This window comes from Pseudomonas sp. S2_C03, from assembly GCF_054668405.1.
Genome location: NZ_CP162766.1, coordinates 3,391,256 through 3,404,943, shown reverse-complemented (window position 1 = coordinate 3,404,943; position 13,688 = coordinate 3,391,256). Strand labels below are relative to the sequence as shown.

Sequence of the window (13,688 nt, the reverse complement as noted above, 5' to 3'; positions counted from 1 at the left end):
TGGCTTGTCCCGCAAGCTCTAAACGTGGAAGCCGACTCGTCCGTTGTCTGAAGGGTTGGGAGTAAAAGGAAAAATCAGTAGAATTGGTGTTTAGACTGTGGAGCGGAAATGAAAATACTTGCAATCATTCCCGCGAGGGGCGGCTCCAAGCGTCTAGTTGGAAAGAATATTAAGATTTTGGGTGGGCGTCCGTTGATCGCCTGGACAATTGAAGCAGCGCTGCAAAGTGGCGTTGTGACCGATGTGATAATCTCGACAGATGATATGGCGACTGCGGCCATCGCCAGAGAGTTTGGCGGCAATGTACTTAATATCAGGCCAGCCCATTTGGCGACTGACACTGCTAGCAGCTTCGATGTAGTAACGCACGTGCTCAATGAGTACGAATTCGCTAACGGATCTGTAGATGGTGTGATGCTATTGCAACCCACCTCGCCATTTCGTACGGCAGAATCCATCCAGCGCGCTGTGCTGCAGTTCCGCAAGGATACATCTAGGTCAATAGTCAGTGTCGCGTCGGCGAGTTCTCATCCTGCTTGGTGTTTCAAGCTGGAAGGCGACACGATGACGCCTTTTCTCGGATGGGATAACTTATCCAAGCGCTCTCAGGATCTAGAGCCTGCATACACTTTGACTGGTTCAATTTACCTGCTCTCGCCGAAACTTCTTAGAGAACAGAAAGGATTTTTAGGTCTCAACACTATTCCACTAGTGATAACTAGTAACACAGAGTCGCTGGATATTGATACTCCTGAGGATTGGAGTGTTGCTGAACGTGTTCTGGAGCAGATAGCGATAGACAAAGCTAAATGAAGTGTTGAGTTAAGAAAGATTTTTACTTGATATGCGCTAAGGGTTCTTGATAGGCAGGCAGGAGCCGGGATTACCCGAGTCTCATTGAAAGTGGCCATTGATGTCCAAGGCATCAATGGCCGTCTGGGACTATTTTGCCTCTTGCACCGCAATCCACTGCCCCAACACCTTCTGATACTTCCCCGTCACCTTCGCCAGGTGCAGCCACTGATCGACGTACAGTTTCCACGTCATGTCATCGCGTGGCAGCAAGTACGCTTTCTCGCCGTACTGCATGAACTGCGTCGGGTTCACCGCGCACAAACCGGGCTTGAGTTTCTGCTGGTACAGCGCTTCCGAGGCATCGGTGATCATCACGTCGGCCTTTTTATCCAGCAACTGCTGGAAGATGGTGACGTTGTCGTGCAGGGCCAGTTGGGCTTTGGGCAGGAACGCGTGGACGAAGGCTTCGTTGGTGCCGCCGGCGGGTTCCACCAGGCGCACCGCTGGCTGGTTGATTTGCTCGACGGTCTGGTAGAGCGCCTGGTCTTCGCAGCGCACCAAGGGGATTTTGCCGTCGATGTCCAGGGTGGTGCTGAAGAACGCCTTTTTCTGGCGCTCCAGCGTCACCGAGATGCCGCCCATGGCGATGTCGCATTTACCCGCCAGCAGGTCGGGCATCAGGGTTTTCCAGGTGGTCTGTACCCATTGCGGCTTGACGCCCAGGCTGTCGGCCAGTGATTGGGCCATGGCAATGTCGATGCCTTCGAATTCGCCGCTTTCGGTCTTGAAGGTGTAGGGCTTGTAGTCGCCCGTGGTGCAGACCCGCAGTTGCCCTTGCTCAATGACGTTGTCCAGGTGCGAAGGCTCTGCTTGGGCACCCAACGACAGGGCGAGCAGGCTGCCGATGACTGACACACGTGTTGTTGTTCTCATTGTTATCCGGCTTCCGTGAGGGAGGTGGGGGCCTGATTGTGCCGCAAATAGAGCGGCGAGCCGCAAACCATCGCGAAAGATACCGTGTCTGATTCGATACAAACTCGTGCTTGAATAATAATGAGAAGCCTTATCAATAGCTCTTGTCTAAAGATTACTTTCGATTAGACTCCCGCAGGCCGTAGGCATACGGCGCTCTTGATGTAAGAAAAAACACAAAAATCTTTCGCGGGGAGCGGGGCGTGAAAAAAAATACAATTGCGTTGGCTGTAGGGTCGGCTGTTTGCCTGTCTGGCAGTGTGTGGGCGGCCGACCCATCGAGCACATTGGAGATCGCTCCGATCACGGTGACGGGTGAAAAGATCAACCGTACCCTGGAGCAGACCCAGTCAAGCGTCGTGGTCGTGACGGACAAACAGTTGCGCGAGAAGGAAGATCACAACCTGATCGACGTGTTTGCCCGCACCCCTGGTGTCTACAACCAGTCCGGCAACGAGAACTGGGGTATTCGCGGCGTGCCGGTGTCGGGTTTCGATGACCAGGGCCCGGCCACCCTCAACGGCGCGGTCTCGGTATTTGTCGACGGCGCGGTGCAACCCAACCGTGCACTGACCCTCAGCCCCATGCCGCTGTGGGACGTCGAGCAGGTTGAAGTATTTCTCGGCCCGCAGTCCACCACTCAGGGTCGTAACTCCCTGGCCGGTGCCGTTGTCATCCAGACCAAAAATCCAACCTTCGAACCGAGCTTTTCCGCGCAAACCAACGTAGGCAACTACAACGAGCGCGGTGGCGCGGTGGCGGGCGGTGGTTCGATCGTCGATGACAAGATCGCCGGCCGTATTGCCGTGGACTATCAGGAAGGTGACGGCTACATCGACAACGTCTTCACGGGCGATGACGCCAATCCGACTCGCGCTGCCAATGCCCGTGGCAAATTGCTGATCCTGCCCAACGACGATCTCGATGTGCTGCTCACCTATGCCCACGGTGAAAGCCGCAAGGGTGACAACTCGGTCATGCGCGAGAACGACAGGATTCGTTATTACAAGATGACGTCCAACACCAAGGCGTACGACAAACTCAAGCAGGACACTGTCAGCGCCAAGGTCGATTATCGTCTGGATGACAACTGGTCCATCACCAGTCTTACGGCCAACACCGACTCGGACTACGACGCACGTCTCGACTTTGATCAATCCGCCACGGCCAATCGGGTCGTGCAGCGTAAGCAATACGGTGACTTGTTCAGCCAGGAGCTGCGACTGAACTACAACTCGGACACCGTGAAGAGCTTCGTAGGTGCGTATTACGGTCACAACACCAACAATTTCCACGACCGGTTGTTGAACAACAATGCGCTGTCCGGCACTGTCAAAGGCGATACGACAATTGAAAACAACGCTGTGTTCGGTGAAGTCGACTGGACCTTTGCTCCACGTTGGACGTTGATTACCGGCCTGCGTTACGACCACGAGACCAACGACACCGATATCGAGGTGGATGATTTCTCCAGCCCCGGCAAGGTCAAGAAGTCGTTTGACGCGGTGCTGCCGAAACTGGGTGTGGACTATGAGTTGGCCACCGACCAGTACGTCGGCTTCATGGTGCAGAAGGGCTATCGCGGCGGGGGCGTCAACGTGCGCGCTGGAGGCGGGCACGAAGATTACGATCCGGAATACACCACCAACTACGAGCTGTCCTACCGCGGCTCGTTCTTCGACAAGAGCCTGCGCACCCGCGCCAACCTCTACTACACCGACTGGAAAGACCAGCAGGTCAGTGCGTTGGACCCGAACACCGAGTTTCTCCACGTGTTCAACGCCGGCAGCAGTGACATCAAGGGCCTGGAAGTCTTTGTCGAGAAGGATTTCAGCGAACAGTTGACCCTGACTGCTGGTGCATCGGTGACCGTTGGCAAGTACAAGGATTTCGTCACGGGTGACGGTCGGGACATGAGCGGCGAGGACTTCCTCTATTCGCCCAAGTACAAAATGTCGCTGGGCGGGACCTATCGCTGGAATGATCGCCTGACCCTGAACACCGACGTGGTCTACCAGAGCACGGCACCGTCGGAATACGAGTTCGACGATGCCGGCCAGGTCACGGGCGAGCGCCGCAGTGACAACTACTGGCTGGCGAACTTCAACGCCGAATACAAGATCACCAAAAATGTGGCGGTATCCGGTTACGTGAAGAATGCCTTCGACAAGGAATACGTGACCAACAACCGCAGCGGCGACATCATCGATGTCGGCGCACCACGCACGGTGGGCCTGGTGCTGCGTTACGACATGTAAGGCGAGTCAATCGTGGGACGGGGGAGGGTTCAACGTTTGCTCGTTGATTTCTCCGCTGTCGCCACCGTCCCGCTTCCGCAATTGATGTAGGACGAAGTCTTCAGCCAGCGCTTGTCCGGGTAGTACGAAAACAGCAACTGCCCGCCTTTCATTGAATCAATCAGCTTATGGGCAATGGCCGGGCGCACGGCCGGGCAGCCGAGGCTGCGTCCGATCCGCCCATTCGCCCGCGCAAGCACCGGGCTGACGTAGGGGGCACCATGAATGACGATAGCCCGGTCGAAGGCGTTGTCGTTGAAGCCCGGTTCCAGACCTTCCATGCGCAACGAGTAGCCATTCTGCCCAACGTAGCTCTGCTGGGTGCGATACAGGCCGATGCTCGTGGCGAAACTCTCATTGCGGTTGGAGAAATTGACGGCCATGTTCTCGCCACTGTTGCGGCCATGGGCGACCAGTTCCTGAAACAGCAGTTTGCGCTTCTTCAAATCGAACACCCACAGGCGTTGCTGAGTCGAAGGCAGGGAATAATCGATGACGGCAAGTCTTTGGACAGGAGCAGCGCCTTGAGCGATGCTGCATTGCGAGGCACGAACGGCGAGATCGATGACCTTGGCATCAGCCTGCGGAGCCGCTTTGATAAGGGCGGAGGCCAGGGAATCGGCGTAGGCTGACGGTACGAACATTGCAGTCAGCAACAGGCCCGGCAGCAGGTGGCCAAAACGTAGTAGCGCCATATAGATGTCTCATCATGTTAAGTTCGAGTCTAGCAGTGCGTAGAAAGCCAGGCGTTGAATGCGGGAGATTAAGGATTATCCATGGTGCTTTTAACAAGGTTATTCGTCATAAGCCGCGTATTTTTTATGGTCTTTCTGATCAGCGGCACGGCGCTTGGGGAAACGTCGTCGATTGAGACGTTAACAACAGCTAACTCCGTTTTACCGGCGGCAGCCGATGACGATGTCGCTCTGGCGATCCAGGCTTCGCTGGAGCCGCTTGAAACGGCGTTTCCTCCACTGCTGACGTCGGCGCGTCATCGGCGCCTGGACGTTACTCGTCTGGTCATGGATTTTTACACCCATCGCGCCTACCGCGCAGCATGGACCCAGGACAGCGACGTCGAACAATTGATCGCCAGCCTCAACGCGACCGACGCGGATGGCCTGAACCCGGCGGATTTTCACATCGATGAGCTGATCCGATCCCGGGAAGCGCTGCAATCGTCGTCCGCCACCGCCGAACAGCGAGCGGCATTCGATCTGGCAACCACGCATACCTTCATCACCGCGTTGCTGCAATTGCGGCGCGGTAAGGTCGACCCTGCGCGACTCGACATCCACTGGAACTTCGATGCCGATGGCGTCGATCCTCGTGACGACCTCAACGCATTCTTCGCCGCACTCGACAACCATGAGGTAGCCAGGGCGTTTGCCCTGGCGCCGCCCCAGGAAGCGGTCTACGCGGGGATGCGCCAGGCATTGGCGCAGTTGCGCAGCGTACGCGAGCGTGGCGGCTGGCCAAAAGTGACGGTGGATCATTCGCTCAAGCCCGGCATGGATGAGCCGGCGGTCGCGCAGTTGCGCGCGCGGATGGTCGCGGCCGGTTTTCTCGATCCGCGGCTGATTCACGGCAACAAGTACGACGGCGCCGTCACTGCGGCGGTGAAGAAGTATCAGGACGAGCAATACCTGGGCGCGGACGGCATGGCCGGGGCCAACACCCTGGCGGCGTTGAACGTGCCTGTCGAGGCGCGGATCGATCAGGTACGGGTGAACATGGAGCGCGCTCGCTGGTTGCTTTACAAGCTACAGGGCACGTTCGTGATCGTCGATATCGCCGGCTATAAGGTCGCGATGTACCGCGATGGCCAGCCGATCTGGCGTTCCCGAGTGCAGGTCGGCAAGGCGGCGCGCAATACACCGATTTTCCAGGCGCAGATTTCCTACATCACCTTCAATCCAACCTGGACCGTGCCGCCCACGATCCTCAAGGAAGATGTACTGCCGAAAATCCAAGTCAATCCCGGCTACCTGGCGGCCAACCGCATGCGGGTGATCGATCGCGAGGGTCGCGAGGTGGACCCTTCCACTGTCGACTGGACCAATCCACGTGGGCTCAGTCTGCGCCAGGATGCGGGTAAGGACAGCTCGCTGGGGCAGGTTGTAATCCGCTTTCCCAATGATTACGCCATTTACCTTCACGACACGCCGCATCGCGAGCTGTTTGCCAAGACCGTCCGGGCGACCAGTTCCGGCTGCATCCGCGTGGAGAACCCGCTGCAACTGGTCGAGTTGCTGTTCAACGACCCGATCAAATGGGACAGCGCCGGCATTCAGAAACAACTGGCCAATGGCAAGACGGAGAACATTCGGCTGCCGGTGAAGGTGCCGGTATTGCTGGCGTACTGGACGGTCGATCTGGGCAGCGACGGACGTGTGTCGTTTAAACCGGATGTGTATGGCTACGATGCACCTGTATTACGGGCGTTGAATCGTCCTTCGCCTGTGCCTGTGTTGAGTTTGCACGCGGTGGTGGCGGGCCAATAGTCGACGGGCGAACGTAGGCGAGCGGGGGATGCGCGAAGTCATTGGGCGCATTTGCAAATGCTCGATGTAATACCTGTCGAAAGGACAATTGCCCCTTGTCGACACGTAGACTAAGCTCGCCATGTTTAAGGGTTTTGGGCCGCTTGCCCATGCCTTGCCCTTGCAGGATGAGCTTTTGCCTATCTCCGACGACGACCCCCGCCACTCCAGTGGTACTGCCTTGAAACGGCTGCCCCTGCGCAAGGCTGCGGTGCTGTTTATCACCTTGGTGTGTTTGTGCCTGTTTGGCTTGCTGTACCTGCAACTCGAACAATCACGGCGGCACGATCTGGAGGTTGCCGAGGCGGCGTCCTCAAACCTGACCCGGGCCGTGGCGCAGCAGGCTGAAGATACTTTCACGAAAGCTGACCTGGTGCTGACCAGTCTGGCGGACTGGTTGCAGGCCGACGGTTTCGGCCCGGCACAGATATCCGTACTGCAGAAAATGTTCGCCCGACGTGTGCTGGCGCTGAGTCAGTTGCACGGGATCTTCCTCTTCGACCAGAAAGGCCAGTGGATCGTCACCTCGTTCGAGGGGCTGCCCCGTGGTCCCGGTGTGGCGGACCGGGAGTATTTCCTGTTTCACCAGCAGAATATATCGTCCGTGGCGCACATTGGTCCGGCGATTCGCAGTCGTACCAACGGCGAGTGGATCATTCCCGTTTCCAAGCGGGTGAATGACAGAAACGGCAACTTCAAGGGCGTTTTGCTGGCCGGCATCAAGCTCAGCTACTTCGATCAATTCTTCAAGAGTTTCAGCCTCGATGAAAACGGTTCGATCGCGCTGGCGCTGAGCGACGGAACGTTGCTGGCGCGGCGGCCGTTCGTGGAGGCGCAGATCGGCCAGTCGTTGGCCAAGGGCGAGATATTCAGCAAGTACCTGGCCGGTGCCATGTCCGGCAACGCGATGATCGCTTCGGTGCTCGACGGCTCCATGCGGTTGCATGGTTACCGGCAACTCGATGCCTACCCGCTGGTGGTCACGGCGGCGACCTCCAGGGAATCGATTCTCAAGGGTTGGTACGATACCGCGTTGCAGTCCAGTCTCATCGTGGCCCTGGTGGTACTGGGCGTGGGCCTTTTCGGCTGGGTGTTCGTGCGCCAGGTGCGCCTTGGCGAGCGGGTCGAGCAGGATCTGCGCAAGGCGCAGGAAGCTCTGAAGCTGATCGCGACCCATGACAGCCTCACGGGGCTGGCCAACCGTCGACTGTTCGAGCAGGCACTGGAGATCGAATTCAGCCGTGATATCCGGCAGTCGACTTCGTTGGGCCTGATCATGCTCGATATTGATTACTTCAAACGCTACAACGATGCCTACGGCCACGTGGCCGGTGATCATTGCCTGGCGGAAGTGGCACGTGCGGTGAAAAGTTGCTGTCAGCGCCCGGTCGACCTGGCCGTGCGTTACGGCGGAGAAGAATTCGCGGTCCTCCTCCCTGAAACCGACATTCATGGCACGCTCGTCGTGGCCGAACAGATCCGCCGCAGTGTCATGGCGCGCAACATTATCCACAGCGGCGCGCCCAGCGGCCATGTGACCGTGAGCTTGGGCTGTCATGCCTTTGTGCCGACGCGCCTGGACAGCATTGAGGTGTTCATCGAACGCGCCGACGCGGCCCTGTACCAAGCCAAGCATTCGGGGCGGAACCGGTCGGCGGTGTTGTCGATTGAAGGCGCTTTCGGGGAACTGATGCGTTCTGATCGCTGAGTGCAGCGAGCGCCCTCAACAGGGTCGACTTTATGCGGTCAACCGCCGGTGCCGCCTCCCGCGCCGCCGGTGCCTCCACCTGACGACCCGGTCCCGCCACCCGCGCCGGAGCCACCGGAGCCGCCGGTTCCGCCGGAACTGCCACTGGAGGTGCCCGAGCCGCTGCCGCCCCCGTTGCCGCCGTTCCCGCCATTATTGCCGCCCGAAGGTTCGCCGGGGTTGTTGTTGGGGGACATGGTCGAGCCGCCCGTGGATCCAGATTTGGTGCCGCTGGCGTCAGCGCCATCGCCGCTGGCCGCATAGGCAGTTGCGCCAGTGGCCAGCAGACTCGCCAGGAGCACTGAGGTGAGTTTGATGTTCATCAGGATACCTCTTCAAATGTGAGTCGATACCTGATGTTGGTGTAGCGCGCCGAGGACTTGGTGCTGACCGGGTGACGAGCGGTTAACTAGCGAGAAGCGTCGCCTGCGAGTTTGTGCTCGAGATTTTCGCGTACCTGCGGCCATTCATCATCAATGATGCTGAACCGCACGGAATTGCGCTTGCGGCCGTCCGGCATGATGCGCTCATGACGCACGATGCCTTCCTGCTGCGCCCCGAGCCTGAGAATGGCATTGCGCGATTTCTGGTTGTTTTCATCGGTGGTGAATTGCACGCGCACGCAGCCCAGGACCTCGAAAGCGTGGCGCAACATCAGGTATTTGGCTTCGGTGTTGACGAAGGTTTTCTGCCAGCGACTCGAGATCCAACTGCTACCGATTTCGAGCTTGCGGTTGAGCGGGTCAACCTTCCAGAACCGTGTCGAACCGATCACCTCGCCCGTTTCGTTCAGCACGATCGCGAAGGGCAGCACTGTGCCGGAATCCCGGCCGTCCAACGCTTTTTTCAGGTAGGCGTCCACGGTTGTCGTGGAGGGTACGATGGTGACGGTCAGGTTCCACAGTTCGCCGTCGGCAGCGGCCTGGACCAGAGCATTGGCATCGCTGTATTGCAGTGGGCGCAGGCTGATTCTTTCGCCGTGCAGGGTGGTATCCATGGGCTGATTTTTCTCGGCGGATCAGAAGGGTTCAGGACGCCTATTACGCCGTATCTGCAAACCTCGACGCAACCAGCGCAAGGAGCGGATGTCACACGCACAACACCTTTGTCCGGAGGGCTGGCCCATGAAGAAATTGCGAATCGCAACGTTCAACGTCAACGGCCTGCGCGCCCGACTGCCCAACCTGCTGGCGTGGCTGGAACGAGAGAAACCGGACATCGCCTGTCTGCAGGAACTCAAGTCGGTGGACAGTGCGTTTCCCGCCGCCGAACTTGAGTCGGCGGGTTATGGTGCCATCTGGCAAGGTCAATCGTCGTGGAACGGCGTGGCGATCCTGGCGCGCGATGCCCAGCCCCTGGAAAGCCGACGCGGTCTGCCCGGTGATGACAGCGATACCCACAGTCGCTATCTGGAGGCGGCGGTGCATGGTGTGCTGGTGGGGTGTTTGTATCTGCCCAATGGCAATCCGCAGCCAGGTCCGAAATTTGATTACAAACTGGCATGGTTCGAAAGGCTAATCACGTACGCCAAGGGTCTGCAAGGCACCGAACATCCCGTGGTGCTGGCCGGTGACTACAACGTGGTGCCGACCGACCTGGACATCTACAACCCACGTTCCTGGCTCAAGGATGCGTTGCTCCAACCGCAAAGTCGTGAGTGTTATCAGCGATTGCTGGATCAGGGTTGGACCGACTCACTGCGCCATTTGTATCCCGAGGATCGGCTCTACACCTTCTGGGACTATTTCCGACAACATTGGCAGAAGAATTCCGGTTTGCGTATCGACCATCTGCTACTCAATCCGGCGCTGAGTCCTTATCTGCAAGAGGCGGGTGTCGATGCCTGGGTGCGCAATGAGCCGCATGCCAGCGACCATGCTCCGACGTGGATACAACTGAGTTCACGCAAGCAACGCTGACTTGTTCGAGTGGCAATTGGTGAAATCAATTGTCGGTCGCGACGCTTTTTCCCTTATACAGGGTGCCACAAGCGGCACCTCGTATAAGGAATGACCAATGAGTGAGATACGCCTGAGCAATCGCGCGTTGTACCTGCAACGGCTGGGTTACGACATGACTCCGCCGCCGACCCTGGAAACCCTGCGCCAACTGCAGCTGCGTCACACCGGTGTCTTCCCGTTCGAAAACCTCACCACGTTGTCCGGCCAGCCGGTGCTGATCGACCTGGCCTCTATCGAACACAAGGTCCTGCACCAAGGGCGCGGTGGTTACTGTTACGAACTCAACCATTTGTTCCTGGTGCTGCTGCAGGAGCTGGGCTTCGACGCTCAGGGTATCTCCGGCCGCGTGGTCATGGGCCAGCCTGAAGGCGCCTGGACCGCGAGAACACACCGCTTGAGCCTGGTTACCCTGGATGGCGTGCGCTACATCACCGACGTGGGGTTCGGCGGTATGGTACCCACCGCGCCACTGAAGCTCGACACGGATGCTGAACAATCCACACCCCATGAACCCTATCGCATTGATCGGCATGTGGATGGCTACACATTGCGCGCCAAGGTTGAGGATGAGTGGCGGCCGATGTACATCTTTGACCTGCAGCGCCAGGAAGACATCGATTACGCGGTCGGCAACTGGTACGTCTCGACTTCTCCAGATTCACCGTTCATCCAGCGCCTCATGGTTGCGCGAACGGGTGACGGCTCGCGGCACACGTTGAACAATGGCAGCTTCGCGATCCATCGGATCGGCCATGAGAGCGAGCGACGCCAGGTCGCGGATGTGGAAGAACTGGTTGCGTTGTTGAAGGGAGAGTTCGGCATCCAAGTGCCTGCCAATGAGCCGTTGAAGCAAGTACTTGGGCGGTTGATCGAACCCGTGTAGGGCGGGCCTATGGGCGGGCATCAGGCTCCATCATTTGCTGAATTTCGCTGACGGCGTCGAGCAGCTTTCTCTCCAGTGTTTTCAGGTCAGAGGCGGTAATGCCTTTTTTCAGATGCGCAGCGTCTGGGGCCGCATCTTTTTTTGATTGAGCAGGGCATGGCGCAGTGTGTTGTTGATCACTGTCTGGTAGCCATACCCTTCGCTTTCCGCCAGTGCCCGAGCCGCTTCTATAACGGACTCGTCCAGCATGATGGTAATGCGGGTTTTGCCCTTGGCCGGAGCAACCGACCCGCGCCTGGCATTTTTGAAATCGTATTCATCTTTCATGGCTTAAGCCTCCAGGTATTGGCGACGCTCGTTTCTCGTGGCGGCGCGCGCTGAAATGATTCGAACGAAATTCGGGTCACGATAGGTGTATGCGACCACCAGCAAACGACCTTTTGCATCCAGCCCCATGGTGACCCAGCGTTGCTCATCATGATCTTCATCCTGAAGCGTCAACGCTCTTTCGTCATTAAACACAGCCTCGGAATCAGCAAGGCTCACACCACGATGCTTCAGTTTATTTGCCGCGTTCTTGCTTTTGTCGAACTGAATTTCGAATGACTTCATTATGCATACTTTATATGTATATAAAAGGAGGCAACTCTACCGGTCGTCGCCAGGCTCATTAAGAGCCTAGCGGGGGAAAGCGGCGGCTTTGAGGTCATGTATTTCAAGGTTTATTGAGCCATTACGGGGTATGGCGGCACTGGGGTGTGACCAAGTGTTCATAAAATGTCCATAGAGTTGTATACAACTCTATGGACATTTGTCTTTGGTCTTGCATACAGTGTGCGCATAACAAAAACCAGGGAACCCCCCCAATCATGAAAACGCCCCATGTTTCACACCAACGGCCCGAGGACGAAAACCTTGGGATCGGCGCGAATATGGCTTACGGCCTGCAACATGTTCTGACCATGTATGGCGGTATCGTCGCGGTGCCCTTGATCATCGGCCAGGCGGCCGGGCTCTCACCGGCGGACATAGGTTTGTTGATTGCTGCTTCATTGTTTGCGGGGGGGCTGGCGACGTTGCTCCAGACCCTCGGCCTGCCGTTTTTCGGTTGTCAGTTGCCGCTGGTGCAGGGCGTGTCGTTCTCAGGCGTCGCCACCATGGTGGCAATTGTCAGTACGGGCGGGGAGGGTGGGTTTCAGGCGATCCTGGGCGCGGTGATCGCCGCCTCACTGATCGGTTTGCTGATCACACCGGTGTTTTCGCGAATTACCAAGTTCTTCCCGCCGCTGGTCACCGGAATCGTCATCACCACCATTGGCCTGACGCTGATGCCGGTGGCTGCTCGCTGGGCCATGGGCGGCAACAGCCATGGGGCGGATTTCGGCAGCATGGCCAACATCGGCCTGGCAGCAGTGACGTTGATGCTGGTGTTGCTGCTGAGCAAGATCGGCAGTGCGACCATCTCCCGTTTGTCGATCCTGCTGGCGATGGTCGTGGGTACGATCATCGCGGTGTTCCTTGGCATGGCGGACTTCTCGTCAGTCACCCAAGGCCCGATGTTCGGTTTCCCCACACCGTTCCACTTCGGCATGCCGACATTCCATTTTGCCGCGATCCTGTCGATGTGCATCGTGGTCATGGTGACGCTGGTAGAGACCTCGGCGGACATCCTGGCCGTCGGGGAAATCATTGACACCAAGGTAGACTCCAAGCGGCTGGGCAACGGGCTGCGGGCCGACATGCTGTCGAGCATGATCGCGCCTATCTTCGGATCGTTCACACAGAGCGCCTTCGCCCAGAACGTCGGGCTGGTGGCGGTGACCGGAATCAAGAGCCGCTATGTGGTCGCCACGGGCGGTCTGTTTCTGGTGATCCTTGGCCTGCTGCCTTTCATGGGGCGGGTCATTGCAGCCGTGCCGACCTCGGTTCTGGGGGGCGCGGGCATTGTGCTGTTCGGCACCGTGGCCGCCAGCGGCATTCGTACGCTGTCCAAGGTCGACTATCGCAACAACGTCAACCTGATCATCGTTGCGACCTCCATCGGTTTCGGCATGATCCCGATTGCCGCGCCGAATTTCTACGACCACTTCCCGAGCTGGTTTGCCACGATCTTCCATTCGGGTATCAGCTCCTCGGCGATCATGGCCATTGTGCTGAATCTGACCTTCAACCACCTGACCGCCGGTAACTCGGACCAACAGTCGGTATTCGCCGCTGGCACTGAGCGTGTGCTGCGTTATCAGGACCTGGCCGCGTTACGCGAAGGCGATTACTTCAGCGAAGGCAAGCTGCGTGACTGCGACGGCAAGGAAGTACCCGTGATCGAAGTGGACGACCACGGGCACGGCGAACCGCGAACGATGCACGCCAACAGCAGCGAGCACGCCTGACCCTTGTAGGAGCGAGCTTGCTCGCGATGGCGGTGTGTCAGCCAGCGAAGATGTTGGATGTGCCGGCCTCATCGCGAGCATGCTCACTCCTACAGAGAAA

The 13,688-nt window shown here is 58.1% G+C and carries 12 protein-coding genes and 1 pseudogene; 7 read left to right on the top strand and 6 right to left on the bottom strand.

Annotation, left to right across the window (positions count from 1 at the left end):
• Window positions 1-108 precede the first annotated feature (108 nt).
• The gene (locus AB4N64_RS15700; RefSeq protein ID WP_460116802.1) at window positions 109-813 is read left to right on the top strand and encodes an acylneuraminate cytidylyltransferase family protein; all 705 of its coding nucleotides are present in this window, start codon (window positions 109-111) and stop codon (window positions 811-813) included.
• 129 nt (window positions 814-942) lie between these two features.
• Here AB4N64_RS15700 and AB4N64_RS15695 read toward each other — a convergent pair whose 3' ends face one another.
• Window positions 943-1,728: a transporter substrate-binding domain-containing protein gene (locus AB4N64_RS15695; protein ID WP_460116801.1), complete on the bottom strand. Its 786-nt coding sequence runs from the start codon at window positions 1,726-1,728 to the stop codon at window positions 943-945.
• 242 nt (window positions 1,729-1,970) lie between these two features.
• On the opposite strand from AB4N64_RS15695, the gene AB4N64_RS15690 reads away from it, so the two are divergent.
• On the top strand, window positions 1,971-4,025 hold the full coding sequence (locus tag AB4N64_RS15690) for a TonB-dependent receptor (RefSeq protein WP_460116799.1): 2,055 nt from the start codon (window positions 1,971-1,973) through the stop codon (window positions 4,023-4,025).
• A 29-nt stretch (window positions 4,026-4,054) separates the two neighbouring features.
• Here the strand turns inward: AB4N64_RS15690 and AB4N64_RS15685 are convergent, their stop codons facing one another.
• A complete protein-coding gene (locus AB4N64_RS15685; RefSeq protein ID WP_460116798.1) occupies window positions 4,055-4,759 on the bottom strand; it encodes a murein L,D-transpeptidase catalytic domain family protein in 705 nt (234 codons plus the stop codon).
• A gap of 81 nt (window positions 4,760-4,840) precedes the next feature.
• Between AB4N64_RS15685 and AB4N64_RS15680 the strand changes: the two genes are divergently transcribed.
• Both AB4N64_RS15680 and AB4N64_RS15675 read left to right on the top strand, forming a co-directional pair.
• Window positions 4,841-6,568, top strand: a complete 1,728-nt coding sequence (locus AB4N64_RS15680) for a L,D-transpeptidase family protein (RefSeq protein ID WP_460116796.1) — start codon at window positions 4,841-4,843, stop codon at window positions 6,566-6,568.
• Window positions 6,569-6,743: 175 nt separating this feature from the next.
• The gene (locus AB4N64_RS15675; RefSeq protein WP_460116795.1) at window positions 6,744-8,315 is read left to right on the top strand and encodes a sensor domain-containing diguanylate cyclase; all 1,572 of its coding nucleotides are present in this window, start codon (window positions 6,744-6,746) and stop codon (window positions 8,313-8,315) included.
• Between the two features lie 38 nt (window positions 8,316-8,353).
• Here the strand turns inward: AB4N64_RS15675 and AB4N64_RS15670 are convergent, their stop codons facing one another.
• A complete protein-coding gene (locus AB4N64_RS15670) occupies window positions 8,354-8,680 on the bottom strand; it encodes a hypothetical protein (protein ID WP_460126767.1) in 327 nt (108 codons plus the stop codon).
• A gap of 83 nt (window positions 8,681-8,763) precedes the next feature.
• Window positions 8,764-9,351 carry a GNAT family N-acetyltransferase gene (locus AB4N64_RS15665; RefSeq protein WP_460116794.1) on the bottom strand — a complete coding sequence of 196 codons (588 nt, stop codon included), beginning with the start codon at window positions 9,349-9,351 and terminating at the stop codon, window positions 8,764-8,766.
• A gap of 127 nt (window positions 9,352-9,478) precedes the next feature.
• Here AB4N64_RS15665 and AB4N64_RS15660 point away from each other — a divergent pair, with 127 nt between their 5' ends.
• The gene (locus AB4N64_RS15660; protein WP_460116792.1) at window positions 9,479-10,273 is read left to right on the top strand and encodes an exodeoxyribonuclease III; all 795 of its coding nucleotides are present in this window, start codon (window positions 9,479-9,481) and stop codon (window positions 10,271-10,273) included.
• Between the two features lie 97 nt (window positions 10,274-10,370).
• Complete coding sequence (locus tag AB4N64_RS15655; protein WP_460116791.1) at window positions 10,371-11,198, top strand: arylamine N-acetyltransferase family protein; 828 nt, start codon at window positions 10,371-10,373, stop codon at window positions 11,196-11,198.
• 7 nt (window positions 11,199-11,205) lie between these two features.
• Here the strand turns inward: AB4N64_RS15655 and AB4N64_RS15650 are convergent.
• Both AB4N64_RS15650 and AB4N64_RS15645 read right to left on the bottom strand, forming a co-directional pair.
• Window positions 11,206-11,525: pseudogene (locus AB4N64_RS15650) on the bottom strand (BrnA antitoxin family protein).
• 3 nt (window positions 11,526-11,528) lie between these two features.
• Complete coding sequence (locus AB4N64_RS15645) at window positions 11,529-11,810, bottom strand: BrnT family toxin (protein ID WP_460116789.1); 282 nt, start codon at window positions 11,808-11,810, stop codon at window positions 11,529-11,531.
• Between the two features lie 257 nt (window positions 11,811-12,067).
• On the opposite strand from AB4N64_RS15645, the gene AB4N64_RS15640 reads away from it, so the two are divergent.
• The gene (locus tag AB4N64_RS15640; protein ID WP_460116787.1) at window positions 12,068-13,588 is read left to right on the top strand and encodes a nucleobase:cation symporter-2 family protein; all 1,521 of its coding nucleotides are present in this window, start codon (window positions 12,068-12,070) and stop codon (window positions 13,586-13,588) included.
• Window positions 13,589-13,688 lie beyond the last annotated feature (100 nt).